The sequence below is a fragment of the Evtepia gabavorous genome, assembly GCF_003425665.1.
Classification (GTDB): domain Bacteria; phylum Bacillota; class Clostridia; order Oscillospirales; family Oscillospiraceae; genus Evtepia; species Evtepia gabavorous.
Window position 1 is genome coordinate 1 of record NZ_QQRQ01000004.1, and the last position, 26,003, is coordinate 26,003.

Annotated in this window: 21 protein-coding genes, 1 tRNA gene and 1 pseudogene; 16 read left to right on the forward strand and 7 right to left on the reverse strand. The window is 55.8% G+C overall.

The features are described from left to right. Nucleotides 1-135: 135 nt before the first annotated feature. From DV520_RS12760 to DV520_RS03385, 5 genes and pseudogenes are all read left to right on the forward strand, one after another. Nucleotides 136-615, forward strand: a pseudogene (locus tag DV520_RS12760) (VWA domain-containing protein); the annotation flags it as partial. A 609-nt stretch (nucleotides 616-1,224) separates the two neighbouring features. Further along, nucleotides 1,225-6,633 (forward strand): S-layer homology domain-containing protein, encoded by a 5,409-nt coding sequence (locus tag DV520_RS03370; RefSeq protein WP_242984639.1) that lies wholly within the window; start codon nucleotides 1,225-1,227, stop codon nucleotides 6,631-6,633. 343 nt (nucleotides 6,634-6,976) lie between these two features. Next, the gene (locus DV520_RS03375; RefSeq protein WP_021920805.1) at nucleotides 6,977-7,822 is read left to right on the forward strand and encodes a tyrosine-type recombinase/integrase; all 846 of its coding nucleotides are present in this window, start codon (nucleotides 6,977-6,979) and stop codon (nucleotides 7,820-7,822) included. 425 nt (nucleotides 7,823-8,247) lie between these two features. Continuing rightward, entirely contained in the window at nucleotides 8,248-9,447 is a 1,200-nt protein-coding gene (locus DV520_RS03380) for a hypothetical protein (protein WP_117141800.1), read from the forward strand. Then, nucleotides 9,444-12,371 (forward strand): leucine-rich repeat protein, encoded by a 2,928-nt coding sequence (locus DV520_RS03385; protein WP_117141801.1) that lies wholly within the window; start codon nucleotides 9,444-9,446, stop codon nucleotides 12,369-12,371. Before DV520_RS03380 ends, DV520_RS03385 begins: the two co-directional genes overlap by 4 nt. Nucleotides 12,372-12,479: 108 nt before the next feature. Here the strand turns inward: DV520_RS03385 and DV520_RS03390 are convergent, their stop codons facing one another. The 3 genes from DV520_RS03390 to DV520_RS03395 all read right to left on the reverse strand — a co-directional run bounded on the left by DV520_RS03390 (nucleotide 12,480) and on the right by DV520_RS03395 (nucleotide 13,700). After that, nucleotides 12,480-12,812: a sporulation initiation factor Spo0A C-terminal domain-containing protein gene (locus tag DV520_RS03390; protein ID WP_021920626.1), complete on the reverse strand. Its 333-nt coding sequence runs from the start codon at nucleotides 12,810-12,812 to the stop codon at nucleotides 12,480-12,482. Nucleotides 12,813-13,008: 196 nt separating this feature from the next. Continuing rightward, nucleotides 13,009-13,182 carry a hypothetical protein gene (locus DV520_RS12240; protein WP_165850026.1) on the reverse strand — a complete coding sequence of 58 codons (174 nt, stop codon included), beginning with the start codon at nucleotides 13,180-13,182 and terminating at the stop codon, nucleotides 13,009-13,011. Between the two features lie 92 nt (nucleotides 13,183-13,274). Beyond that, a complete protein-coding gene (locus DV520_RS03395) occupies nucleotides 13,275-13,700 on the reverse strand; it encodes a DUF2383 domain-containing protein (protein WP_021920628.1) in 426 nt (141 codons plus the stop codon). Nucleotides 13,701-13,854: 154 nt separating this feature from the next. Between DV520_RS03395 and DV520_RS03400 the strand changes: the two genes are divergently transcribed. From DV520_RS03400 to DV520_RS03410, 3 genes are all read left to right on the forward strand, one after another. After that, on the forward strand, nucleotides 13,855-14,142 hold the full coding sequence (locus DV520_RS03400; protein ID WP_021920629.1) for a hypothetical protein: 288 nt from the start codon (nucleotides 13,855-13,857) through the stop codon (nucleotides 14,140-14,142). After that, nucleotides 14,139-14,342, forward strand: coding sequence for a holin (locus DV520_RS03405; protein ID WP_021920630.1), 204 nt, complete (start codon nucleotides 14,139-14,141; stop codon nucleotides 14,340-14,342). The genes DV520_RS03400 and DV520_RS03405 overlap by 4 nt, the downstream gene beginning before the upstream one ends. A 240-nt stretch (nucleotides 14,343-14,582) precedes the next feature. Next, nucleotides 14,583-15,347, forward strand: coding sequence for a peptidoglycan recognition protein family protein (locus DV520_RS03410; RefSeq protein WP_117141804.1), 765 nt, complete (start codon nucleotides 14,583-14,585; stop codon nucleotides 15,345-15,347). A gap of 49 nt (nucleotides 15,348-15,396) precedes the next feature. On the opposite strand, the gene DV520_RS03415 is transcribed toward DV520_RS03410, so the two are convergent. The 4 genes from DV520_RS03415 to DV520_RS03430 all read right to left on the reverse strand — a co-directional run bounded on the left by DV520_RS03415 (nucleotide 15,397) and on the right by DV520_RS03430 (nucleotide 18,693). Then, nucleotides 15,397-15,792: a PadR family transcriptional regulator gene (locus tag DV520_RS03415; RefSeq protein ID WP_021920633.1), complete on the reverse strand. Its 396-nt coding sequence runs from the start codon at nucleotides 15,790-15,792 to the stop codon at nucleotides 15,397-15,399. 694 nt (nucleotides 15,793-16,486) lie between these two features. Then, nucleotides 16,487-16,563, reverse strand: a tRNA-Pro gene (locus DV520_RS03420). A gap of 123 nt (nucleotides 16,564-16,686) precedes the next feature. Continuing rightward, nucleotides 16,687-17,274 carry an NUDIX hydrolase gene (locus DV520_RS03425; RefSeq protein WP_117141805.1) on the reverse strand — a complete coding sequence of 196 codons (588 nt, stop codon included), beginning with the start codon at nucleotides 17,272-17,274 and terminating at the stop codon, nucleotides 16,687-16,689. Between the two features lie 99 nt (nucleotides 17,275-17,373). Continuing rightward, nucleotides 17,374-18,693 carry a Na+/H+ antiporter NhaC family protein gene (locus DV520_RS03430; RefSeq protein ID WP_117141806.1) on the reverse strand — a complete coding sequence of 440 codons (1,320 nt, stop codon included), beginning with the start codon at nucleotides 18,691-18,693 and terminating at the stop codon, nucleotides 17,374-17,376. 291 nt (nucleotides 18,694-18,984) lie between these two features. On the opposite strand from DV520_RS03430, the gene rplS reads away from it, so the two are divergent. The 8 genes from rplS (at nucleotide 18,985) to clpP (ending at nucleotide 25,980) form a co-directional block, all read left to right on the forward strand. Then, nucleotides 18,985-19,329 carry a 50S ribosomal protein L19 gene (gene rplS / locus DV520_RS03435; protein WP_021920687.1) on the forward strand — a complete coding sequence of 115 codons (345 nt, stop codon included), beginning with the start codon at nucleotides 18,985-18,987 and terminating at the stop codon, nucleotides 19,327-19,329. A 224-nt stretch (nucleotides 19,330-19,553) separates the two neighbouring features. Continuing rightward, complete coding sequence (ylqF, locus tag DV520_RS03440) at nucleotides 19,554-20,438, forward strand: ribosome biogenesis GTPase YlqF (RefSeq protein ID WP_117141807.1); 885 nt, start codon at nucleotides 19,554-19,556, stop codon at nucleotides 20,436-20,438. After that, a complete protein-coding gene (locus DV520_RS03445) occupies nucleotides 20,425-21,027 on the forward strand; it encodes a ribonuclease HII (RefSeq protein ID WP_117141808.1) in 603 nt (200 codons plus the stop codon). Before ylqF ends, DV520_RS03445 begins: the two co-directional genes overlap by 14 nt. Continuing rightward, nucleotides 21,024-21,392, forward strand: a complete 369-nt coding sequence (locus DV520_RS03450; RefSeq protein ID WP_117141809.1) for a YraN family protein — start codon at nucleotides 21,024-21,026, stop codon at nucleotides 21,390-21,392. Before DV520_RS03445 ends, DV520_RS03450 begins: the two co-directional genes overlap by 4 nt. Nucleotides 21,393-21,491: 99 nt before the next feature. Beyond that, nucleotides 21,492-22,979: a threonine synthase gene (gene thrC, locus DV520_RS03455; RefSeq protein WP_021920691.1), complete on the forward strand. Its 1,488-nt coding sequence runs from the start codon at nucleotides 21,492-21,494 to the stop codon at nucleotides 22,977-22,979. Between the two features lie 16 nt (nucleotides 22,980-22,995). Then, the gene (locus DV520_RS03460; protein WP_021920692.1) at nucleotides 22,996-23,682 is read left to right on the forward strand and encodes a metallophosphoesterase; all 687 of its coding nucleotides are present in this window, start codon (nucleotides 22,996-22,998) and stop codon (nucleotides 23,680-23,682) included. A 120-nt stretch (nucleotides 23,683-23,802) separates the two neighbouring features. Further along, nucleotides 23,803-25,347, forward strand: coding sequence for a trigger factor (gene tig / locus DV520_RS03465; protein WP_117141810.1), 1,545 nt, complete (start codon nucleotides 23,803-23,805; stop codon nucleotides 25,345-25,347). Nucleotides 25,348-25,398: 51 nt separating this feature from the next. Further along, nucleotides 25,399-25,980 (forward strand): ATP-dependent Clp endopeptidase proteolytic subunit ClpP, encoded by a 582-nt coding sequence (clpP, locus tag DV520_RS03470; RefSeq protein WP_021920694.1) that lies wholly within the window; start codon nucleotides 25,399-25,401, stop codon nucleotides 25,978-25,980. The last annotated feature ends 23 nt before the right edge of the window (nucleotides 25,981-26,003 follow it).

Below are 26,003 nucleotides of genomic sequence, written 5' to 3' on the forward strand. Positions count from 1 at the left end.
ACCACATAAGAGAAACTATGTGGTCAAACGCCGGAAAGAAGAACAATACAAGGAGGTAACCATGACATGAAACGAAGGTTATTGGCAATGGCGCTTTCGCTGGTTATGCTGGTGGGGTTATTCCCAACGGCGGCGATGGCGACGGACGATCCAGGTGGAGGAAACAGCAGTTCAGTCTCAGCCGACACCTCCACGCTAACCACGTGGGAAGCTGTCTTTGGCGGCGATACCCTCTCCACCAAGGATATCGGCCGTATTTGGACGGATAAGACGGTATCCGAAGAAAATATCACCTTGAGCGGTGATATTGGGAGCAGTGTGACAATCGATAAGGAGACAAGCGCTGATTTCCTTGTAGGGCTTTCCGCCTTGGGTTCCGCTGCGGACATTACGGATGTTACCAAAGTCCCAACGGATACTGTGTTTGTGCTGGATTTATCCAACAATATGTGGGAGGATGACCAGATCAATACTATGATTCAGGCGGCGAACGAGGCGCTGAAAATGCTGCTGAATGCGAATCCGCAGAACCGGGTGGCTGTGGTGGGGTATTCCACCCAGTCCTCCGTTCTTCTTCCGTTGGAGCACTATGAGAGTAGTAGTACATTCCTAACAAGAGACAACAACACGTTAAAGGCAACAGCAGTGGTAAGAGGTGAAATAAAGGAAAGCTCTTTTGAACGCCTCACGAATACCTCCCACAAATATACGCAGCACGGCATTTACACAGGAATGCAGTTGCTGCAGAGCGAGGAGGAAACTACGGCAACCGTCGGTGGCACAACCGTCACCCGTGCACCGGTCATGGTGCTGATGGCAGAGGGCGAGGCAAAGTACGGCTCGGAGAAATTCATTGATCCGCCCGAGGAAGCCACCATTGAAGAGGTTGGCCAGCGAGCGACAAGCCGTTATGCCCAGTCCTTTGTTGCCGCCATGACCGCTGCTTATATGAAGGAACAGGTAACAGCGCATTACTATGGGGACAGCGGTCAGTCTGCCCGGGTTTATACGATTGGTGTGGATGTGGACGAGTGCGATGCCCCGGCATTGGCTTATGCTTATCTGGACCCCGCGCAGACAGTTCCAAGCCATTTTTCAGCAACGGACGGGGATAAAAAAGACCCGACTGCATCTTGGGCACTCAACTATTTTAAAGAAAAGTTTAATGATTACAATACCGGCGGCACGGCTGCTATTCATACTGGAAGTTATGACGGCGGAAATTTGGGATGGAAAGAAACCAAGATTACAAAAAATGACAATGAAAATGTCACGGTAAGTAAGTTCGAGTACAACGACCAGTACTACGATGTTACCGATGCCAACTGGGGTACTATTTTCGACCAGATTGCCGATGATGTGAGCAATCAGGCGCCGACGGCCCCGACCGATGTAACCGAAGGCGCTGAAGGTACCGGCGGTGAGAGCGGTAAACTGGTTTTTACCGATCAGCTGGGAAAGTACATGAAGGTGACCGGTACCCCGACCATCGTCTTTGCAGGAAAAAAATATGCAGCCAAAGGTAGCCCTGAAACCAAAGACAATGTCACCACTTATACATTTGAGGGGACTGTCGAAGGAAACCCGGTTTACGGCAGCGCAAGCCTGTCCGCTATTAAGCTGACCGTGACCAACGGTGATGAGGGACAGACTTTGGTGTGGGAAATTCCGGCGAATCTTCTCCCTCTGCGTACTGTGAAGGTACAGGGTGATACAGATGAGCAGGGAGAGACCTCCTATACGATCAACTTGGACAAAAACGCCTATCCGATCCGTCTGTTCTACTCTGTGGCCAAAGAGGATGAACACAATTGGAGTGAGGCAGATAATGACTATCTGAAGAGCCGCTCCAAGAACGGCCAGACCAATTATTATGAAGCGGTATGGGATCAAGAGAATGGCGAATACGGCACCACCACCGCCGTGTTCACCCCGGCGGAATCCAACGCCTTCTACCACTATACCGAGGACACCATCCTCTACAATCTGGTGAACACAGGAAATCAAGATATCTATCTTTCTGAGGAGGACGCCGAGGCTGCAGAGGTAACGACTATTCTGCCAGGTGCAGGGACAGTACAAGTTGGCGGAATTGCTTATCGGCTTGAAGCAGCCGAAGGATATGTGTCTGGCCGTGCCTATTACTATCAGCATGTTTACTATCAGGCAGAAGACAGCTCTGACACCGCTGCCCAAAAACGAACCGACTATCACATGCTGCAGGATGGCAGCCGCATTGTTGTAGGTGGTAATGATAGCAACGCCGATATCGACAACGGTGTCCTCAAGATCAAGGCCGGAACCAATAAGCTTTCCCGCGTATCCGATGGGGATGGTGTCAAGGTCAAAAATACAACCCAAACGGCCGGTACCTATCGTCATCCGGTGTTCGAGCTGGGGGAAAACGAGAAGGTCACCGTCTATCTGGGGAACAACGGTCTGTTGAAAGAGGCCACGCCTACGGGAAGTCTTACCGTGACCGTAGGAACTACTGAGGGAGATGGCGCAAATTCAGACCAGGAATTTATATACAAGCTTATCTTAGCTAACCTGAATGGTTATGATACCCTGACTGGCGAATACACAATCAAGATTGGAGGTGAGAGTTCGGGCCAGAAGATCGGCAATAATGGGACCTTCAAGCTGAAAGCTGGCCAGTGTGCAACCATTGAGGGTCTGCCTGCAGGCAGTGTATGGCAGTTACAGCAGGAGAATGTCCCTGGCTATACGCCTGCTTTTACCGGAGATGTGTATCAAGAGGGGGCGCAATCCGGTGCGATCCTTTACAAAGAGAAAGCTGGCGCTGCAACCTTGGATAAGAACGTGACTGTCACAAATACATACAATCCTGCCCAAGTGTCGTACCTGCTTACTTATGATGGAAACGCGATCAGTGGAAGCTTGCAGGCCCCCCCGCCCCAAGCGCAAAGTGTAAATAGTGGTGCCAGCGTTACGCTCCCCTCAAGTGCACCGACCCACCAGGATGTGGATGGAAAAGCGGTTGCGCTGATCGGCTGGACAGAAACTGCGACAAGTAAAATATACAGCTTGGCAGACAAATCGGAGTTCGAATCCCTGGGCGAGGACTTCCATGAAAAAGGCGGAAACTACACCATGCCGGCTAAACTCACAACGCTCTATGCGGTGTGGGGCTATGACACCGACGAAGATGGCACCGCCGATGTGAAGGAGACTACTTACACGCTGACCTACAACGCCAATGGCGGTAAATTCACTGAAGAAAAGGAGACCAAAGAGGTCACCGTAGTGGCGCAGGACGGCTATAAACTGCTGGCATCTGGCGAGGAAGGGCTTCCCACCCATGCGAAAACGAATTGGAATGGCACGGAGACCGCTGTCGTGTTCATGGGTTGGTCTACTACCAAACTCGAAAAGATTTACAGCGTCAACGATGAACGGCCTGTGACAGTCTCTGAAATAGATATTACTGAAAGTGAAACCGTCTACGCCGTTTGGGGCTACGATGCCGATGGCAATGGCACCGCAGATATCAACGACAATACTCATAAGATCACGGTGAGCACCGGTGACAACGGGACTGCCACAGTCGAGTATAGCATGGATACCACTTCCACCCCTGTAAACGCTTTGACGAAGGCAGGCTCCAACGATTACTATGTGGTGGACGGCCAGAATCTGACGGTAAACATCACGCCGAATAGCGGCTATGCAGTGGACACCATCACGGTGGACAATAATGAGTACAAGAATACCGCAGGTGCAACATCCCCGAATGGTGAGGGCTATACTTCCAACAGTTTTAAGTCCGTTAAGTTCGAGAAAGTGACAGCTGGCCACACCATCAGCATCACCTTCGCCCCGGTAACAGGCGACGGTGAAATCCCCGACAAATACAACCGCACGCTGACTTATGATGCCAACGGTGGTAAATTCGGGGATGCTGTTACGGGAACAGATACCAAGGTTATAACCGGACTGGAGGAAAGCAAGTCTTACAGCTTGTCCAATTCCCCGGTGAAGGTGGATGCGCCGACACACGAGAAGGAGAACGGTATTGCGGTCTTGTTCCTTGGATGGCTGACAGAGGATAACAGCAAGAAGATCTATGGTGCGGAGGACAAAGAGGTTCTCGAGCAACTTCAAAGCAAGGTAACGATCTCCTCAACCGGTACAACCCTCTACGCAGCCTGGGGCTACTCCAGCGACGGCACGACGCCGGATGTGGAAAAAGACACTGTTACCGTGACTGCTTCGGTGAATGGTGACAACGGCTCGATCAGCCCTGAAAATAAGACAGTCATCAAAGGCAGCTCTGTTGAGTTCACGATCACCGCCAATGAGGACTATGCACTGGATACCATCAAGGTAGGCAGTGATATTGTTCTCACCAATGATGGTGACAGCGAGTATACCGCAGACGAGAACCGCCAAGGCAAGTGGACTTTGAAGAATGTCCAGGCTGGTACACAGGTAGTTGTCAGCTTTGCTGAGGACAAGGACAGAGACGGTATCCCGGATAAGAATAAACCAATCGAGCCTGACCCGCAGCCGGAGTCCTACGCTTTGACCTACGACACCAACGGAGGCTTCGGCGGGCCGGGCAAGGTCGAAGTTAAGGCTGACGCAGCAGAGGACTATACTCTGGAAACTACAAATGTGCCCAAGCACGCGCCGGATGAGGACAACGGAACCGCTATGATCTTTATCGGCTGGACCACGGAGAGGGACACCAAAATTTACAGTGCTTCTGACGAGAAAGGTCCGACAACCGTTGAAACCCTTACCCTGACTGCCGACGATGAAGTCTACGCAGTCTGGGGCTATGATGCCAACGAAGATGGTACCCCAGATGTGGAGGAAACAGACAAGTACAGCCTGACCTATGATACGAATGCCATGGAAGGCGATACAGTCAGCGGTTCTGTAAGCGATGCCAACAAGTATGTCTCCAAGCAGACTGTGGCGCTGGCCGATGGCAGCGGCCTGTCCTATCAGGAATCTGGAGCGGAGAATGCAAAGGTTATGTTCCTCGGTTGGTCCACGACCAAGACGGATAGAATCTTCAGCAGCAGCGATGAAGATAAGACAGCTTTCGCGGAGGTTACCATTGTTCCTGCTGTGACCTTTGACAGCCAAGACATCGAAGTCTATGCTGTCTGGGGTTACGATAAAGACAAGGATGACCGCCCAGACGTGATAGGCGAAGACTATGTGATCTATCCCTTCGCCGGTCCTAACGGCAGCATTTCTCCGGATACGGCAGCCACCGTTGAGAAGAACGGCGACCAGGCCTTTGCCTTTGCACCCAACAATGGGTATGCAGTAGATCGGATCGTCATTGACGATACCACATACCTGAACAACGGCAAGTTGGAATTGGAAGGCTATGATACCGCGCAAAAGACCTATACTTTCTCGAATGTTCAGGATGACCACAGCATCATCGTGACCTTTTCTGCGGATAAGGACGGTGACGGCATCCCGGATAAGTATGACGACCCAGAGGCGCAGACCTGCACGGTGACTGCCAGTGTAAGCGGTGCCGGCGGCAGCATTGCCCCGTCTGGAACAATGAAGGTGAACTGCGGCGAGAGTAAGCACTTCACCATCACCGCTGATTCCGGCTATCACATTGCCGATGTCACCGTAAATGGCAAGAGCGTGGGCGCAGTGAGCGGCTATACGCTGCAGAACATCACCGAGAATACAACCATCGTAGCCAGCTTTGCCCGCAATAGCAGCGGCACCACCCGTTACACCATCACGGCCAGCGCCGGTGCCGGCGGCAAGATCAGCCCCAGCGGCAGCGTGCGCGTGAGCCGCAACAGTGACAAGACCTTTACCATCACGGCAAATGAGGGCTATGTGATCTCCGACGTGCTGGTGGACGACAAGAGCGTGGGCGCAGTGGAGAAGTACACCTTTGAAAAGGTGCGGGAAAAGCACACCATTGAGGCGGTCTTTGCCCTGGCAAGCGGCGTGGCCGACCCGGAGGATACCGGGGTGTCCGACTGGCTGAACACCAAGGACCACACCGCCTATCTGAGCGGTTACGCCAACGGCTCCTTTGGCCCGAACAAGAACATGACCCGGGCGGAGGCCGCACAGATGTTCTATAACCTGCTGCTGAACCAGGAGGTTTCCGGAGCGGTCAGCTTCACAGACGTGGCCGCAGACGCATGGTATGCCAAGGCTGTGCATACACTGGCCTCTCTCGGCATCCTCCAGGGGGTGGGTGACGGCCGGTTTGCCCCGGACCGTGCCATCACCCGGGCGGAGTTCACGGTCATTGCCATGCGGTTTGCCGACCTGGATACCAGCGGCGAGAACATCTTTACCGATGTGAATGCCGGCGACTGGTTCTATGACCAGGTGGTTGGCTCGATCCGGTATGGCTGGATCAACGGCTATGAGGACGGGACTTTCCGCCCGAACAACACCATTACCCGTGCCGAAGTGACCACCATCGTCAACCGGATGCTGGGCCGCGCGGCGGACAAGGACTATGTGGACAGCCACAAGGACCAGCTGCGCCAATTCCCGGATGTGGCGCAGACGAATTGGGCTTATTACAACATAGTCGAGGCCACCAATGCCCACGACTATGAAAAGTCCGGCGGGACGGAGGACTGGACCGGTCTGGCGGACTGATTGACCCAGTGGGCGCGGCGGAAAAAACCGCCTGTGATGCCCCCCATCCAAACAAGGGGGCAGAGGAAAACAGCAGCGGTGCCAGACACAATGGGCGCGAATGTCAAGTGAGACATTCGCGCCCATGTTGCGTCTGCGGGAGGGAAGGGCAGACCGAGGCGGAATGGTGCAGTGGGCCGCGCCCGGAAAGCATGACAATGCGGGATCGGAACACGGTCCGGGGAAACCGGACTGTGTTCCGATTTCTTTTCTTGTAGAAGGGATTCCCTTCCGGGATAACCGTATAGAGCCGCTTTGGCAAGATAAAATATGGATATTACTTTGTCAATGGAGGCTCTGCACGATGAATCAATATAACCTGACAATGGAACAAATCACGGCCTATCGCACATGGCTGTCTGGGGAGGAGAAGAGCGCGGGAACGATTGAAAAATACCTGCGGGACATTGGCGCCTTTGCCCGCTGGCTGAAGGGTGCCCCCGTAAGCAAAGACCGGACATCGGAGTGGAAAACGCATCTTCTGGCGCAGGGGTATGCGCCTGTCACGATCAACTCCATGCTGGCGGCGCTGAACGGCTTGTTCCATTTTTTGGGGTGGGACGAGTGCCGGTCCAAGTTTTTGCGCATTCAAAGGCGGTTGTTCCGGGAAGAGCGCCGGGAGCTGACCCGCGGGGAGTATGACCGCCTGTTGGAGACCGCCAGGAGCCTGGGGCGGGAGCGGCTGGCGCTGGTGATGGAGACCCTCTGTGCCACTGGCATCCGGGTGTCCGAGGTGTGCTATATCACCGTGGAGGCGGCCCGGGCCGGACGGGCGGAAATTTCCCTCAAGGGGAAGATACGCACCATCCTATTGCCCCAAAAGCTGTGCCGGAAGCTGCGGAAGTACGCCCGTAAAAATAAAATTGCCTCTGGCGAGATCTTTCTCACCAGAAGCAGGAGCGGGCTGTCCCGGAAACAAATATGGGCGGAAATGAAGGCGCTGTGCGGACAGGCGGGGATTGCGCCCACCAAGGTTTTTCCCCATAATCTTCGGCACCTCTTTGCCCGGACGTTTTACAAGGTTTGCTGTGATGTGGTGAAGCTGGCTGACCTTCTTGGTCACAGCTCTGTCGAGACGACCCGCATCTATCTGATTTCCAGCGGTGCGGACCATGCCCGGCAGCTGGAACAGTTGGGGCTGGTTCGTTAAGGATAAAATCAGCAGTTTGTCTCCAAAAGATTTTTTGGTATCCCTAAAATATCTATATCTGCCATAAACATTCCCCAGATTTTTTCCGTAAAGCTGTGAGGAGACGCACTTTAACAGGCCGTCCGAGAAATAAGCTCTTGACGGTCAAATTTGTTATGCCGCAAATGAACACACCCTCTTGAAAAACAAGGTTTCTTGTGATAAACTGACTATAAATAATATGTAGTTTAAGTAAGGGCCTGCGGCGCTTTATAGACAAACTGCTGATTTTGTGGCAATGCAGGCAGCGAGAGCAAATCCAGCGGAGCATCCTGAACAAAGATGGGGAAGGGGAGTTGGTACACCACGGGTAACACACATTACGTTGGAACTGATTCTCGATAGGGGATTGGTTAAATTTATCTTCACGAAGGGAGACAAACCCAATGAAAAAGCAGTTACTTTCCATTTTAACAGCCGGCTGCCTGATGGCAGCCATGGTGCCCGCAGCGTTTGCGGCGGACGCCAACGATTTGCAGGCGCAGATCGACGCTGCCGAGGCCGGCAGCACAATCAAGCTGAACGAGAACACCACGATTACCACGCCGCTGAACATCAACAAGAGCATTACCCTGGATGGAAATGGCTATACTCTGACCTATACGGGAACCGGATACGCCATTCAACTGAATACAAATGATGCTGTGACGTTCGACGACCTGGATTTGGATGCCACCAGCAGCGGCGGGCGCGGCCTCGAAATTGTCAGCAACAAGCCCAACTTTAAGCTGAATGACAGCCTTTGGAATGTCAATAACCGCGGGATTGGTTTTGGTAGCAACGGTACGGTGGCTGGCGCAACCGTTACGATTGATAGCTCCATCATCCAGGACAGCAAAAAGCCTGAGAATAAAACCTATGAGAATTGGTCTGACCAGGCCGATACCAGAGGCATCAGCCTTTGGAACAACAAAGGACTGGAGCTGAACATCATTGACAACAGCGCGATCCTTGGCTTTGGCTATCCCATCAATATGGCGGGTGATATTGTAGACGGTGTTCGGGATATGGCTGATTCCGTCATTAACATCACCAACTCTAATATTTGGGGCTGGTGTGCCATGAACATCTGGACCATTGATACCACTTTCAACATCAAGAACTCTAATCTGAAGGGCTTTGTTGAGACGGACAATGCTTGGAACAGCTTTGCCACTATTGTTCTAAACGAAGACATCTACAAAGGCGTCACCGATTCCAGCAAGGCCAACGTCTTTAATATTTCTGGTGGGTCTGTTTCCTCGACCTGCGTTTCCAATGTCGAGGAAGTGTATCATTGCCTGTTCCGGCTGGACAAAGAGTTCATGTCCGAGTTTAATTTTGCACAAGCAAATCGGAAGAAAGTTGCTCTTACCTGCACCGATCCGTTCAGTGCTTTTTTAGCCACCTATGAAGGAATGGACATCCCTGATTTTGAGGATTGGGCAGAGAATAAGCTGACTGGCGCTGCAGAGAACACCACTTATAACTGGGGGGCTATTGCTCCTGGTGTGGATGCACCTATTCCTGGGGTTCTTTCTATCCAGTCGGTTGATGATGTAACTCTGACTGGCGAAATAGGCCATGAAGGAGGGTTCAATCAATGAGAGGAAAGAAGCTCTTATCCCTGCTGCTAAGTACCACCCTTATTGGGACTATGCTTCCAACGGCGGCGCTGGCCACAGTGGATAGCGGAGCGGACAGCAGCCCCCTCGTCTGTACCACAGACGAGGGGGGTGCGGCAGAGAATCACGAGGAAAACACATTGGTGTCTACTCCGGCAAATACTAAGGGCGATAAAACCACCCCCGGCTGGGAGGACAACAATGACGGCCATCCCAAGCGGATTCAGGAAACCTTTGACTTTGTTGTAGACGGTATTGCCTACAAAAAATTGGATGATACAACAGTAGAGGTTGCTCCGTGGTATTGGAAGTGGACCCATAGCTGCAACGACGGACATACTGAAACTGTGTTTGCAGGAACCGAGTACAGCAACCGTAGCGATGGTTTGATGATCCCCAAGGAGATTAATCACGAGAATCAAGCATATCAGGTAGTGGGAATCGGCGACAACGCGTTCTACAATATGACTGGCACCGAGGTCACCCTTTCCGAAGGACTCACCTATATCGGGGCCGGGGCGTTTGGCTACTCCACATGCAAAACTATTGAGATTCCTGCTTCTGTGACCCGCCTTGATAAAGAAGCGCTCCACGGGGATTTTACCTCTATTACCTTTGCAGAGGGGAGTAAGTTGGAGAGCATTGGAGACCGGGCATTTCGTGGCTGTGATATTACCAGCCTTATCCTGCCAAGCACCGTAAAGTCTCTGGGTCATAAAGTTTTCCAAGCCTGCGACTCCCTGGTGTCCGTCGAAATTCCCGCCAGTGTTACGGAAATCCAGACCGACACCTTTGACGAGTATTTTGATGCGGACGCAAATGAAGGCAGCGGGAATGTCACCTTTGCAGAGGGCAGCATCTTTAAGTTGCAAGACGGCGTTCTCTATGATTCCGAGAACCTGATCCGTGTGCTGGACTGGCAGGAGAATGTGGTGGTGCCGGAGGGCATCAAGTACATTGGTGCGGATGCGTTTAATGCTTATTCTACGCAGACCCCCAACAATATGGAAACTCTGAAATCCATCACTCTGCCAGAGTCTTTGGTCAGCATTGGTAAAAACGCTTTCCAAGCCTGTAAAGCCCTTGAGAGTATCACAATCCCTAAAAACGTATCCGAAATCGGTGGCGGAGCATTTTCAAACTGTTCCAGTTTGGCTACGGCCGAAATTCTGGGTCCCGTCAAGGAACTCACGGGAACTACCGGGGTCTTTTTGGGGTGTGCCGCGCTGAAAAATGTGACGCTGCCCGATACATTGACCAACATCGGAACTGGAACTTTCAACGGATGTGCTTCTCTTGAAAAAATTGATTTACCGGCGGGATTGACTGAGATCGGCAGGGAGGCTTTCAATGGATGTGAGTCGCTCAAAGAAGCGATTATCCCCGACGGAGTAACAGAGATCCCCAGCTATGCATTTACTGGCTGTCTCGCTTTGGAAAAAGTAGAACTTCCCGAAGGTATCACTTCTATCGGCGAGTATGCTTTTGACTTAACGGCCGAAAATGATAGCGGTGAATATGTTAATGAGAATCCCAAGTTGGAATCCATCAACATTCCATCCACAGTTACTTCTATCGCTGGCAATTTCTTAGGCGGTGTAAAAGCTAACGGCGAAACCGCTCTGATTTTCGAGGGTGAAAATCCTCCGACCTTTGGATTGGGCGCGCTTGACGGAATCAGCGGAGCAAGTTTCAATAAACCTACTGTTTACTACCCCGCCGAGGCCGTAGATGCTTATACGTCGGAGGACAGCGACTTGGTTACGAACGGCCTTGTTTCTGCACCCGTGGAAGGTGAGGAAAATAGCAACCAGTATTCTTTGGCTGTTTCCCCGTCTGCAACCAGTGTATATGAGAATAACACCATTAACTTTACCGTGGAAAGCACGCTGCCCCAGGATGCGACGCTTATGGTAGAGAGTAGCAATACTAAGGTTGCAACGGCAGCACTTTCCAGCGATCAAAAGAGCGTCACAGTTACGGGCGTGAAGGAAGGAACTGCCACAATCACGGTCAGCATTAAGCTGAGTGACGTAGTTCTTGCGTCTGAAAATGTCACCGTTACTGTTGACGAGCGCGGCTCCTCTGGTACTACCCGGTACATGGTAAGCGTGGAGGATGCGGACAACGGCACCATCAAAGTCAGCCCCACCCGCGCCTCCAAGGGCAGCACCGTGACCATCAACGTCACCCCGGACGAGGGCTATGAGCTGGACAAGTTGGTTGTCACCGACAAGAATGGCGACACCGTGAAGTTGACCGACAAGGGCAGCGGCACATACACATTCAAAATGCCTGCCTCCAAGGTCACGGTAGAGGCCACCTTTACCCAGATTGCCACTGAGCCGGAGACGCTGCCCTTCACCGATGTGAAGACAGGGGATTGGTTCTATGAGGCAGTCCAGTACGTCTACGACAAGGGCATGATGACCGGCGTGTCGGCGGACCGGTTTGCCCCTGCCTCCACCACCACCCGCGGGATGATCGTCACCGTCCTCTACCGGCTGGAGAACGAGCCCGCCGTGTCCGGTGATCTGCCCTTCACCGACGTAGAGCGCGGCGCCTGGTATGCCGATGCCGTTGCCTGGGCGGCGGCCAACGACATTGTCAACGGCACCAGCGCCACCACCTTCGCCCCCAACAGCCCCATCACCCGGGAGCAGATGGCGACCATGCTGTACCGGTTTGCCCAGTACAAGGGGATGGACGCGGTTACCCTTCAGGAGAACCTGACGGGCTATCCCGACGGGGGTCAGGTCAGTGACTACGCCATTCCGGCCATGAACTGGGCGATTGGCCAGGGCCTGATTGCCGGGATGGAGAACGGGACCCTGGTTCCCCAGGGCAGCGCCACCCGCGCCCAGGTGGCCACCATCCTTATGCGCTTTTGTGAGAGCATTGGATAACATCGCCCGAGGACACGATACGGTATTATGAGGCCCATGAGAAACGCGCAGACAACCAACAGGTTGTCTGCGCGTTTTTTCTCTTTTGGCTGATGTCCCACCCCTCTCTCAGGATGTCTGCCGGGAACGGATGATGTACGAAGCAATGATTTCAATGAACTCGGAAGCGGTAGGCGCGGCGGTTAAGGGATAGCCAGCCATCCGGCAGAGCAAATCCGGGTTGACCTGCCAAGCCCGGGAAACCACTGTTCGGAGGTTGCGCTCTACCGCGGTCCATTTACATCCGAAGTGGTCGGCGGTTTCCCGATAGATTTTCTCTGTGATCTCTTCCAACCGATCCTCTTCCATGACGGCAAGATGAATGGCATAAACTGTGAGGGGAAATCCCTTGTAACACCTGGTGATCCCAAAGGGGCGCAGCGTTTCCAGAATGGTTGTCATAGACATATCCTCCTAAATGAAAAGATTTAAGAAGATAATAGAACGAAAAACAGGAAAATCGCTGGTTGTCGCTGATATTCGACACTTTGGGTTTGAAAAGGACAGGATTTCTTTGCAGAACATGTCTTCCTGATGGGCCGGTGGATTTCCTTGGGAATAACCGCCCGGCTCAGGGCATGGAACAGCGCCGCCCGGATTACAGGGCGGCGCTGGGGAGATGGCGGACAAAGGCATCCATGTGTTCTACTTTGTCCAGCTGGGAGAGAATGGCCTCTTTTTGGCCGGGGGTGCAGGCGTCGAAAAAACGGGCCGCCTCCCGGTTTCTGCGGAGGCAGGACTGAAAAACCAGTGTGGCATTTGGCTGCATCAAGATCACCTCTCCGGTAGCATGCCCGGAAATCAGGGGACCATCCCCGCCAAAAGAAGGAACCGCGCCGCTGCAGGGGGAAAAGAGCGGCCCGCTTATAAAAAGGGCTTCATCTGCTCTACGTTGGCCTGCTCGGTGGACAGCAGTTTTTCGGCCAAGGACCGGACCTGCCGGTCGTTTCCCTCATAGTCGTGGAGATGCTTGAGCCCCTTGGTGATGCCCATGTTGTTGCCCTTAATGGTCATCTCCGCAATTTTGGAGTCGGAGGAATCGGCGAGGGTCTGCATGGTGGACATGACCTCAGAGGAGAGGCGGGCCATCAGGCTGGGGTCCTTTGGGGCGGTGCCCTTGGCCTGCAAGAGCTTGGCGGCCTCGGATGCAATGGTTTGATATTCTGCAATCTGCCCCTGGAGGGATTTTTTCAGCTTGGCGGTTTGGACCTGGCCCACGATGTCTTGCAGGCCGAGAATCCCCATTTCCGCGGTTTCATGGACGTACTGGAGCAGTTCAATGTCTTTCATTTGGATCACCTCATCGATAGTATGCCCCAAAAAACAAGGGGAATGGGAAAGACTGCCTGGAAAAAAGAAAAAATTTTTTGGAAGCGTGTATACAAACGTCCCCCTCGCGGGGGTGTTTCCCCAAAGAGTGAGGGCAAAAGAAAGGAGGGATCGTATGGGGACAACTGGACAAATGCTCATCACCGCGGGGGCGGTGCTGTCGGCGGGCATCCTGTTGCTGACCACCTATAACCGGGTCTACCGTTGGACCCTGCGGCAGAAGGCGCAGGACAGGGAACTGAGCGCCATTCGGAAAGAGAATACCCTGCTGACCTATGGGGTGCTGGCCTGCCTGAAGGGGCTGGAGGAGCAGGGCTGCGACGGCCCGGTGCATGAGGCCATTGACAAGATTGAGCGGGACCTGAATCTCCGGGCCCACGACCAGGAGGGAAACTGCGGATGAAACAACAGGGATGGAAGAGGTGGTGGCGCGCGGCAGGCGTCCGGGCCATCAAAACCATGGCGCAGACCGCCGTGGCGACCATTGGGGCGGCGGCTGTTTTGTGTGAGGTCTCCTGGGATGTGGTGGGCTCTGCTGCGGTGCTGGCGGGGCTGCTGTCCCTGCTGACCAGTCTGGCTGGGCTGCCGGAGGTAGAGGGGTAAGCGGGAAGGTATCCCCGGGACAGGCACCAAAATTCCCTTTTTTTCTACGATGGAATGGGGGGAATGGGTGAAAGATACGGGGTTGGGGCCGAGAGGGAGAACCCCGTTCAGACTATGATTTGATCCAATCCAGGGAGGGAATGTATATGGCGGAAATTACGGAGACCGTTCTTCAGGCGGGCGATGAGATTCCAGAAAGCATGTTGGATGAAATGACCAACGGGAAGGGGGAGGCAGGCGATGAGCAATAGTCCTCTGGTCAGCTACACGAAGCTCTCCCCCAATCATTCCGGGCGGCGCAACCATGTGATTGACACGATTTCCATTCACTGCATGGCAGGCAATGGTTCGGTGGAGACCTGTGGGGCGCTGTTTGCCGACCCGGCCCGCAAGGCCAGCAGCAACTACGGCATTGGAAGCGACGGACGGATTGCCCTGTATGTGGAGGAGGCCAACCGGTCCTGGTGTACCTCCAATGCCGCCAACGACCATCGGGCCATCACCATTGAGGTGGCCAACAACGGCGGGGCGCCGGACTGGCCGGTGTCAGACAAGGCCTACGCCGCATTGCTGGACCTATTGACGGATATCTGCCGGAGAAATGGGATCAAGAAACTGCTGTGGCAGGGAGACAAAGCCCTGATCGGCCAGGTGGAACAACAGAATATGACAGTTCACCGGTGGTTTGCCGCCAAGGCGTGCCCGGGAGACTATCTGTACAGACGCCATGGCCAAATTGCCGCCGAAGTGAATCGGCGGCTGGAAGAGGAGGAGGAAACTGTGGATATTGCGAAGCTGATCGCGGAGATGACCAACGAGCAGGCTTATCAGCTGCTGCAAAAGGCGGAGCTCCACGCCAAGACCGTGGCCGAGCCCGCCTGGTCCCAACAGGAGGGTCATTGGGCAAAGGCCACGGCGGAAGGGGTGGTGGACGGCACCAGCCCGGAGCGCCCCATGAAACGGGATGAAGTGATCGCGGTGTTGGGCCGGAAGGGTCTGTTATAAGGCTGAAAAAATAAGGAACGCCCTCTGGCGCTTGGCCAGAGGGCGTTCCTCATTCTAAAGGGGTTAAGGGGAATTGGGTTTTCAGAATTTCTTCCACCGCTTGGGTGAACTCTCGGTACTCGTCAATCAGGCGTCTCAGGTAGAGACGGCCGTTTTCTGTGATGGAGAAGTAAATGCGGGTCCGGTTTTCGTCAGAAAGCTCCTCAAAGTCTTTCCGAATAAACTGAAAATCCTCCAGACGATAAATAGCGATGTAAAGATTGGTCAGAGAAATTTTCCCGTCGCTCATCAGCTTGATGGTCTGCATCATCTCATAGGTGTACATGGGCTTTCTCTCCAAGAGAAACAGAACCAGCATTTCTGTGGTTGCTTTTTTCAGGGATTCTCGAATCCCAGCTGGAGTGCCCGCCACTTTATCTCGCTTGAGCTCTTTTCGCTTTTTCATGACATCACCCAGTTTTGATACTTTTTATTAATCATATATCAGGAAAAGTAAATTGTCAATAAGAAATACTTGGTAGATACATCACCAATAGAATAATTTATGAATACTGTTTTGTGCCGAGGGAAGGCAAAATTGAGCAAAAAGAACAAAATAAAAACGCTGCCCCATGGATAGGACAGCAAAAATTGACAATCCGCGGCGCGGCATGGTATGATGGATGTACCCCAAAAGGGGTCAGAAAGAGGCGCTGTTACATAGACGGCGGTTAGCCACTTCCCTGCGAAGGGAGGTGATGCTTGGATGGGAAACTTTCTCTGGAAGTTTTTTGTATGCTTGGCCTTTGCGGCCTACATACTCTCCATAAAAGCGTGCTGACCGCTTGGATGGTACCCAAACGGTCAGCATAGAACATATGCTACTCTGATGGGCTAACCGCAGTAGCAGCGCCCTTTCTGTTTTTCATTATACCATCCCGCCCCGGTTTGTCAAGAGAACAGGCCGGAGCTTTACCGTACCTGGAATGAGGGGGCATAGAGCGGAGAAAAGAAGGAAATGTGGAAACGCTGGCAGAACAGCGGCGGGGCAGAGCGGGACGGTTGAGATACGGCAACGGGGAATACGTCAAGGCATGTCAAGAAAGAATCAAACAAAAAAGTTCCGAAAATCACCCAAATAAGATGATTTTCGGAACTTTTGGTCCGAGTGTTGAGATTCGAACTCAAGGCCTCTTGAACCCCATTCAAGCGCGATACCAAACTTCGCCACACCCGGATGCCGTTTCAAACAGCTTAGTAATAATACCATGGGGAGAAGAAAAAAGCAAGAGGGTTTTGAAAAAAAGAGGAAAATATATGCACAATTTCTTTGCTGTATTTCGAAGCAAAATTGGGTGATTTATACAGCGTTGGGGGAGATCACCTCTTCCAGCACAATTTGTGACCAAGTTTCCAGACGGTCAAATACCGCACTGAGTTCCTGAGGAGAAGCCCAGGAGCCGGACATTTTTTCGGTCTCCCGGACGGTGACCTCTCCTGTGGTTTCCAGGAGATAGACCAGGGCGGTGTGGTAGTCACTGACGCCGCCGGTGGTTTCATTGATCAGACCCACGCAGGTCAGGGAGGTGATCTGAGAAAGGGTGACCTCCTCTGAGAGCTCCCGCCACAGACCGGCGGCAATGGGGTCGTCGTCGGCTTCCTCCGTGGGGTTGATGTGGCCGCCCACCCCCAGGGAAAGCTTTTCATGGAGGCGGGTCTCCGTCTGCTTTTTCAGGCGGCGCAGAAGGAAATAGTGCCTCCCCCGGCGCAGAATGACATAGGGGATGATCTGCCTGACGGTATTGTCATACTCCGCCTGTTCTCGGGGGAGAAAGGTATGATGGTCCAGAATGAACTGACGGATGGTCTCGAGATTTTGGGAGAGGAAGGGACCGGGGCCCAGGCGGGCTTCCAAGGCGGCGCGGTTTACAACGAGGACTTGCTCCATGGCAGTCACCTGCTTTCTGTGGGGTGTTGTGTTTATTGTACCAGAAGTGGTCCAGCCTGAAAAGGCAAACTTGCCCGAAGGGGCTTCGGCAAGGAAGGGTTATAGGGTGTCTCCCTTTCGTGGCGGGAGAACGAAGATAAAGAGCAGGGAGCTGATGAGAAGCAGGAAAGGGTAAAACAGATTGGGGATGACCTGGAAGGCGGACAGTTCATGTCCCAGTTCACTGGCGGCGGAGAGGGCCACCAGCATCTGGGCGCCGTAGGGGAGGATACCCTGGAAGATGCAGGAGAAGGTGTCCAGCAGGGAGGCGGTCTTTCGGGGGGAGATGCCGTAGTCCTGGGACATCTCCTTGGCGATGGGATTGGCCATGACGATGGCGACGGTGTTGTTGGCGGTGGCGATGTCCATGGTGCCCACCAGCAGGCCCATGCCCAGCTGACCGCCCTTCTTGCCGTGGAAGACCCGCCGGATGCCGTTCAGAAGGGCGTCAAAGCCGCCGTGGGCCCGGATCAGCGCGCAGAGGGCGGAGACCAGGATGGCGACCATGGCGGTCTCATACATCCCAGCGGCGCCGGAGCCCATGTTGGCCAGCAGCTCTGTGGGGGCGGTGGCCCCTGTGGCCAGCATGATAACAGCCCCGGACCCAATGCCCAGCAGCAGGACGAGAAAGACGTTGGCCCCGAGAATTCCCCCCACGAGAACCAGAAGGTAGGGGACCATCTGAATGAGGCTGTACGGTGCCAGGACCAGGGGCCCGGTGGACTGCCCGAAGGAGAGAACCAGGATGAGCAGGAGGGAGACCAGCGCCGCCGGCAGGGCGATGGCGAAGTTGACCCGAAATTTATCCCGCATGGGGCAGCCCTGGCCGTTGCAGGCGGCGATGGTGGTGTCGGAGATAAAGGAGAGGTTGTCCCCAAACATGGCCCCGCCCATGACAGAGGCCACACACAGGGGAATGGAGAAGCCGGAGGCCTCTGCCACAGACAGGGCGATGGGGGTGATCAGGGTGATGGTTCCCACCGACGTGCCCATGGCCAGTGCCACAAAGCAGCTGACCACAAAGAGAACCGCCACGGCGAACTGGGCGGGGACCAGGGAGAGCAGAAAATAGGCCACGCTGTCGGCGCTGCTCCGCCCCACCACCCCCACAAAAATGCCGGCGGTGAGGAAGATGAGAATCATAATGATGATGTTTTTGTCCCCCACGCCCTTCCCCATAAGAAGGAGCTTGTCATCCAGGGAAAGGGCCCGGTTCTGGAGGCAGGCCACCAGCAGGGCTGCCAGGAAGGCCACCACAATGGGGATGTTGTAGAAGCCCATGGGGATCTGTAAACCGTACTCAAAGAGGATGCCAAGGCCCAGGTAAAGGATCAGAAAGACGCCGATGGGGAGCAGTGCTTTGACGTTGCCGCGCTTCATAGAAAGAACCTCCGATTTTCATGTCTCTCGGACGGGAGCGAGGCTGGTCGATCCGGGGAGGCGCCCCTGGCCGCCTGAGGCAAACAAGAAAAAGCTACAAGAAATACGGGGAAATGTCAAGGGGATTTCCGGGGCGGGCGGGAAAACCTTGCAATTGATACTTGCAATTTGTTCCGCGACCTGATAAAATATACGGCGTCTATGGAAAAAGGGTGGTCCTCTGGGGCATGCACCAAGGGCGTGCATAGGAAATTTCCCCATGAACACCTGTATTACAGGAGGAAAAAGACAATGGATCTCATGAAAAATTTTATTGAGAAGAACATGCCTGAGAAGGCAGCCCCCGACGTCACAGTGGGTGACACCGTCCGTGTCCACCTGCGGGTCAAGGAAGGCAACCGGGAGCGGATTCAGGTGTTCGAGGGAACGGTCATCGCCAAGAAGCACGGCGGCATCAACGAGACCTTCACCGTGCGCCGGATCTCCTATGGCGTCGGTGTGGAGAAGGTGTTCCCTCTTTACAGCCCTGTCATTGAGAAGGTGGAGACCGTCCGGAAAGGTAAGGTCCGCCGGGCCAAGCTGTACTATCTGCGCGACCGCGTGGGCAAGGCGGCAAAGGTCAAGGAGAAGCTGTAATTCCAACGAGTTTCCGAAAAGGGGAGCGCTCCGGCGCTCCCTTTTTTGTTGGACGCGGGCCCGCCGGAAAACCAGGGAGCAGGGGCGTTTTTCCAGGGGGTTTCCCCGCTTTTTTGTGGAAAAGCCTTTTCAGAACGGGGAAAGTCGTGTATACTAATCAGTTATGAAATAACACCGTTCCAGGGCGGGCAGCTGCCCCGGCAGGGAAGGGAGAGGATAGGAACGTGAACATCCAATGGTACCCGGGCCACATGACCAAAACCCGGCGGATGATCGGGGAGAATCTCAAATATGTGGACGTGGTGGCCGAGGTCATTGACGCCCGGATTCCCATTGCCAGCCGGAACCCGGACTTGGACGAGCTGGTGGGGGGGAAGCCCCGGGTGGTCATTCTCAACCGGGCCGACCAGGCGGACCCTGCCGCCAGCAAGGTCTGGGGGGCGTACTTTCGGGCCCAGGGAATCTCGGTCTTGGAGTGTGACGCCCGCAGCGGCGCGGGGGTCAAGCAGTTTTCCCCCGTGATGCGGGCGGCGCTGAAAGAGCAGATCGCCAGGTGGAAGGAGAAGGGCCAGGTGGGCCGGCCGGTCCGGGCCATGGTGGTGGGCATTCCCAATGTGGGCAAGTCGACCTTTATCAACAAGGTGGCCAGGAAGAAATCCGCCAAGGCCGGGGACCGGCCCGGCGTTACCCGGGGAAAGCAGTGGATCACGGTGGACCAAGGGCTGGAACTGCTGGATACCCCCGGAATTTTGTGGCCCAAGTTTGAGGATGAGACCATCGGGTTGCATCTGGCCTTTACCGGCGCGGTCCGGGACGCCATCATGGACGTGGAGACCCTGGCATGCCATCTGATCCAGCTGCTGGCCCAGCGAAAGCCCGAGTCTCTCGCAGCGCGCTTTAAGCTGGTTCCGGAGGAAGGGATGGACGGCTGGGCGCTGCTGGAGGCCGGCGCCCGCAAGCGGGGCTTTTTGATCTCCGGCGGCGAGGTGGACTTGGAGCGGATGGCCCACATTCTCCTGGACGAGTTCCGGGGGGGGAAGATGGGCCGGATCACCCTGGAACTGCCGGAGGACCTGGAGAGAGGAGCGGACCCAAGTGGAGTGCCCTGACCTGTGGGAAATTGAGAACAGCCTGTTTGCCCAGGGCTGCGGGTGCCTGTGCGGGGTGGATGAGGCGGGGGCGGGCCCCCTGGCCGGCCGGGTCTACGCCGGGGCGGTGATTCTCCCCCGGGGCTGGGGCCACCCCTACCTCAATGACTCCAAGCAGGTGACGGAGAGGCGGCGGGAGATTCTCTATGACCGGATCTGCCAAGAGGCGGTCGCCTGGTCCGTGGCCTGGGCGGAGGTGGAGGAGATCGACCGGATCAACATCCTTCGGGCCCGGCTGCTGGCCATGGAACGGGCCATACAGGGCCTGTCCCGCCGGCCTGATTTGGCCCTGGTGGATGGGAACCGGTCCGAGGGCATCACCGTGCCCTGCCGGACGGTGGTGAAGGGAGACCGGAAAAGCGCCTCCATCGCCGCGGCCTCCATCCTGGCCAAGGTCTCCAGGGACCGGTACATGGGAGAGATGGCCGCGGTCTATCCGGTCTACGGCTTTGAGCGGCACAAGGGGTACCCCACCCAGCTGCACTACCAGCGGCTGCGCCAGTACGGCCCCTGCCCCATCCACCGCCGGACCTTCCTGAAAAAGCTGTGAGGGGCGGGGACCGAACCAGCCTGGGGCTGTGGGGGGAGAAGCAGGCCGCCCGGTATTTGAGGAAGCAGGGATTCCGGGTGTTGGAGAACCGCTTCCGCTGCCGGGAGGGGGAGATCGACCTTGTGGTCTCCCGGGGCCCCTACCTCTGTTTTGTAGAGGTCAAGCTCCGCAGGAATGCCGAAATGGCCGAGGCCCGGGAGTTTGTCACCCCGGGAAAGCAGCGGCGGGTCCGCACCGCCGCCCTCTATTACTTAATGGAACATCCCTCCCCGCTGCAGCCTCGGTTTGACGTGGTGGAGGTTTACGCGCCCCAGGGAGAGAGCACCCGCAAGCCGGTGGTCCGCCACTGGGAGGGCGTGTTTTGATGGAAGCGCCCGGCGCTGCGGTGCCGGGGTCCATAGAATTGTTTTTGCGCGCCCGGAGCATGGGGCGCGGCATTGTCTCTGGAAAGGTATGTGAATCACATGAAGTATGTCAGCACAAGAAATCAGTCTGTTCGCCTGCGCGCCAGCCAGGCCATCGCCCAGGGCCTGGCCCGGGACGGCGGCCTGCTGACCCCGGAGGTCTTCCCCAAGCTCACCCCCGCCCTGCTGGAGGACCTGCGGGGCAAGACCTACGGCCAGCGGGCCGTGGCGGTGATGAAGCTGTTTTTGGAGGATTTCTCCGAGGAGGAGCTGACGGCCTTTACCCAGGCCGGCTACTCTGGGGAAAAGTTTGACGATGCCCGGGTGGCGCCGCTGGAACCCCTGACGGAGGATACCTATTGCCTGGAGCTGTGGCATGGCCCCACTTCGGCCTTCAAGGATATGGCCCTGCAGATCCTGCCCCATCTGCTCTCGGCCTCTCTGGTCAAGAATCAGGAGGACAAAACCGTGTGCATCCTGGTGGCCACCTCCGGGGACACCGGCAAGGCCGCCCTGGAGGGGTTCAAGGATGTGGACCGGACCAAAATCCTGGTGTTTTATCCCAAGGACGGCGTCTCTGCGGTCCAGGCCCTGCAGATGCAGACCCAGCAGGGGAACAACGTGGGCGTGTGCGCCGTCCACGGCAATTTTGACGATGCCCAGACCGGGGTGAAGACCCTCTTCTCCGACGAGAAACTCCGGGAGGACCTGGCCCGGAGAGGGTATTTCCTCTCCTCGGCCAACTCCATCAACTGGGGCCGGATTCTGCCCCAGCTGGTCTACTATATCTCCGCCTACTGCGACCTGCTGAACCTGGGGAAGATTACCATGGGGGAGAAGGTCAACTACTGCGTGCCCACCGGGAACTTCGGCAATATCTTGGCCTGCTGGTATGCCGGCCAGATGGGGCTGCCTGTGGGCAAGCTCATCTGCGCCTCCAACAGCAACAACGTGCTCACGGACTTTTTGGCCACCGGCACCTATGACAAAAACCGCCCCTTCCATACCACCATGTCGCCCTCTATGGACATCCTGGTCTCCAGCAATTTAGAGCGTCTCCTCTTCGCCCTGTCGGGCCAAAACGACCAGGAGGTGGCCGGCTATATGAAGCAGCTGGGGGAGAAGGGATGCTATACCGTCTCCGAGGAGATCAAGGCCAAGCTCCAGGCGGATTTCTACGGCGGCTTCTGCGACGAGGCCAAGACCAGCGCCATCATCGCCCAGGTCTGGAAGGAGCATCACTATCTCATTGATCCCCACACGGCAGTGGCCTATGGGGTGATGCAGGACTACCGGGAGGCGACCGGGGATGACCGGAAGACGGTGTTTGTCTCCACCGCCAGCCCCTTTAAGTTCTGTGACAGCGTACTCCACAGCCTGGGCGTTGCCCAGGTGCGGGAGGGCCTGGGCGCCCTGGATCAGCTGGCGGAGGTCTCCGGCCGGCCCGCCCCTGTCCCCCTGGCCAGCCTCCGGGACAAGGCGGTGCGCTTTGAAGAGAGCGTGGACAAGGAGAAGATGATGGACGTGGTCCTGGACATGCTGCGATAAGCGCGGGGGGAAGCCAGTGGCACTGTACACCATCGGTGACACCCACCTGTCCCTGGGCAGCGACAAGCCCATGGACGTGTTCGGCGGGGCCTGGGAGGGCTACGTGGAAAAGCTGGCCCAAGGGCTGTCTGTTCTGCGGCCGGAAGATACCCTGGTTATCGCCGGGGATATCTCCTGGGGGATGAGCCTGGAGGAGTCGGAAGCGGATTTTGCCTGGCTCGATGCCCTGCCGGGAAGAAAGATTTTAATGAAGGGAAACCACGACTACTGGTGGAACACGGCGGCGAAGATGACCCGTTTTTTTGCCGAAAAGGGGTTTTCCACCTTGCACATCCTCCACAACAACTGCCACTTCTATGGGGACTTGGCCCTCTGCGGCACCCGGGGTTGGTTCTATGAGGAGGAGAAGCAGGGGCAGAATGAAAAGGTGTTTCGCCGGGAGCTGGCCCGGCTGGAGACCTCGCTCCAGGCCGCCGGGTCCCGGGAGAAGCTCTGCTTTCTTCATTACCCCCCTTTTTACACGGGGTACTGCTGCGCCCCCATCCTGGAGCTGCTGGAGCGGTACCAGGTGAGGGCCTGTTACTACGGCCACCTCCACGGCGCCAGCCACCGCCTGGCCCTTCAGGGAAGGCGGGGCGGGGTGGAGTACCGTCTGGTCTCGGCGGATTACCTAAAGTTTCGCCCGGAAAAAATCTTGGAATGAGGAAAAAAAGTCTGGTAATTCTGGAAAGAATCTGATAATATAGCCTATATATACTGCAATACAATGCCTTTTCAGGCTCTCAAGGGAGCAAAAAGGGCGTTTCACAGGAGGAAAAAGGACATGAATGTCAAGAGCGTTGTAGAAAACAAAGAGAAGTTTGAGGTCGAACTGACCATTGAAGTGGGTCAGGAAGAGTTCGAAGCCGGCCTGGACAAAGCCTATCGCAAGAACCGCGGCAGCATCTCGGTCCCCGGGTTCCGGAAGGGCAAGGCCCCCCGTAAGGTCATTGAGGGGATGTACGGCGCTGGAGTATTCTATGAAGATGCCATTGAGGAGATCTATCCCCAGGCATGCATGCAGGCCATTGAGGAGAAGGGCCTGGATTCCGTTGCCCCTCCCCGGGTGGAAATCACCGATCTGGGGAAAGAGGGCTTCACCTTTAAGGCCATTGTCACTGTCCGTCCCGTGATCACCCTGAAGCAGTATAAGGGCCTGGAGGCCGACAAGGTTCTGCCCACCGTCACCGACGCGGCGGTGGACAATGAGCTCAAGCAGTATGTGGACCGCGCCACCCAGCTGGAGCCGGTGGACCGGGCCGCTGAGATGGGCGACAGCATGGTCATGGACTATGAGGGCGTCAAGGATGGCGTGCCCTTCGAGGGCGGCTCTGCCAAGGGCTATGAGCTGGCGCTGGGCTCCCACACCTTCATTCCCGGCTTCGAGGAGCAGGTGGTCGGCATGAAGGCGGGGGAGGAGAAGACCATTGATCTGACCTTCCCCGAGGACTATCACGCCAAGGATCTGGCCGGCCAGCCGGTCCAGTTCAAAGTAAAATGCGTCGAGGTGAAGGAGAAGAAGGTCCCCGCCATCGACGATGAGTTTGCCAAGGATGTCTCCGAGTTTGAGACCCTGGCTGAGTTCAAAGAGGACCTGAAGCAGAAGATCGTGGACCGGAACATGGCCCAGAGTGAGGCGAAGTTCCGCCAGGCCCTGCTGGCCCAGCTGTGCGAGCAGGTGGACATTGAGCTGCCCGAGGCCATGGTGGAGACCCAGATCGACCGCCTGATGGACAGCTATGCCTCCCGCCTGGAGCAGCAGGGCATCAGCCTGGAGCTGTACCTGCAGTACATGCAGATGAGCACCGACAAGCTCCGGGAGGACCTGAAAGAGGCCGCTGTGACCCAGATCAAGCAGCAGCTGGCGCTGGACGCCGTGGTGGCTGCCGAGGAGATCGTGGTCAGCGACGAGGACGTGGAGGAGGAGGTCAAAAAGGCCGCCGCCAACCTGAACGTTCCCTATGAGCGGGTGACCGAGGGCCTGGATCGGGAAGCCCTGAAGGTGGACCTGGCCCGGGACCGCGCCATGGCCGCTGTGGCTGTGGCTGCCAAGCCCAACCTGATCGCGGCGGATGCCGAAGACGGGGAGATCAAGCTCACCGAAGTGACCAAGGATGAGGAGAAGGCGGCGGAAGAAACCGAGGCCAAGCCCAAGAAGCGCACCACCAAGGCCAAGGCGAAAACCGAAGAGACCGCAGAGGACGGTGAGGAGAAGAAGCCCGCCGCCAAAAAGCCCAGAGCAAAGAAGACCACCGCAGAAGGGGAGGAAGCTCCCAAGAAGACCACCACCCGCAAGAAAAAGGCAGAAGAGCCCAAGGGTGAGGAATAATTTTCCGTGGGGCGGGCATACTGTGCTCTGAATGGAAAAGGAGATCAAGCTATGAGTTTAGTGCCCTATGTAGTCGAACAAACCAACCGGGGAGAACGGTCCTATGACATCTTCTCCCGCTTACTCAACGACCGGATCATCTTCCTGTCCGAGGAGGTCAACGATACCACAGCCAGCCTTGTGGTGGCCCAGCTGCTGTATCTGGAGTCCCAGAACCCGGATCAGGATATCCAGTTCTATATCAACAGCCCAGGCGGTTCTGTCACGGCGGGAATGGCCATTTATGACACCATGCAGTACATCAAGTGCGATGTCTCCACCATCTGCATTGGCATGGCTGCCAGCATGGGTGCCTTCCTTCTGGCCGCAGGGACCAAGGGCAAGCGGATGGCGCTGCCCAACGCGGAGATCATGATTCACCAGCCCTCCGCCGGAACCCAGGGACAGATTACGGACATGGCGATTCACCTGAAGCGCCTGGAAGTGATCAAGAAGCGGATGAACCATATCCTCTCGGAAAACACCGGAAAGCCCCTGGATGTGGTCACAGCCGACTGTGAGCGGGATAATTTCATGTCCGCCCAGGAAGCCATGGAGTATGGCCTCATTGATAAAGTGATCGATAAGCGCTGATAGGACAAGGAAAAAAGGGGGGC

Bases quoted from the DNA above. Each gene is read 5' to 3' on its own strand.
- DV520_RS03375 (WP_021920805.1), top strand. From the start codon at position 6,977: ATGAATCAATATAACCTGACAATGGAACAAATCACGGCCTATCGCACA.
- DV520_RS03380 (WP_117141800.1), top strand. From the start codon at position 8,248: ATGAAAAAGCAGTTACTTTCCATTTTAACAGCCGGCTGCCTGATGGCA.
- DV520_RS03385 (WP_117141801.1), top strand. From the start codon at position 9,444: ATGAGAGGAAAGAAGCTCTTATCCCTGCTGCTAAGTACCACCCTTATT.
- DV520_RS03390 (WP_021920626.1), bottom strand. From the start codon at position 12,812: ATGACAACCATTCTGGAAACGCTGCGCCCCTTTGGGATCACCAGGTGT.
- DV520_RS03395 (WP_021920628.1), bottom strand. From the start codon at position 13,700: ATGAAAGACATTGAACTGCTCCAGTACGTCCATGAAACCGCGGAAATG.
- DV520_RS03400 (WP_021920629.1), top strand. From the start codon at position 13,855: ATGGGGACAACTGGACAAATGCTCATCACCGCGGGGGCGGTGCTGTCG.
- DV520_RS03405 (WP_021920630.1), top strand. From the start codon at position 14,139: ATGAAACAACAGGGATGGAAGAGGTGGTGGCGCGCGGCAGGCGTCCGG.
- DV520_RS03410 (WP_117141804.1), top strand. From the start codon at position 14,583: ATGAGCAATAGTCCTCTGGTCAGCTACACGAAGCTCTCCCCCAATCAT.
- DV520_RS03415 (WP_021920633.1), bottom strand. From the start codon at position 15,792: ATGAAAAAGCGAAAAGAGCTCAAGCGAGATAAAGTGGCGGGCACTCCA.
- DV520_RS03425 (WP_117141805.1), bottom strand. From the start codon at position 17,274: ATGGAGCAAGTCCTCGTTGTAAACCGCGCCGCCTTGGAAGCCCGCCTG.
- DV520_RS03430 (WP_117141806.1), bottom strand. From the start codon at position 18,693: ATGAAGCGCGGCAACGTCAAAGCACTGCTCCCCATCGGCGTCTTTCTG.
- rplS (WP_021920687.1), top strand. From the start codon at position 18,985: ATGGATCTCATGAAAAATTTTATTGAGAAGAACATGCCTGAGAAGGCA.
- thrC (WP_021920691.1), top strand. From the start codon at position 21,492: ATGAAGTATGTCAGCACAAGAAATCAGTCTGTTCGCCTGCGCGCCAGC.
- tig (WP_117141810.1), top strand. From the start codon at position 23,803: ATGAATGTCAAGAGCGTTGTAGAAAACAAAGAGAAGTTTGAGGTCGAA.
- clpP (WP_021920694.1), top strand. From the start codon at position 25,399: ATGAGTTTAGTGCCCTATGTAGTCGAACAAACCAACCGGGGAGAACGG.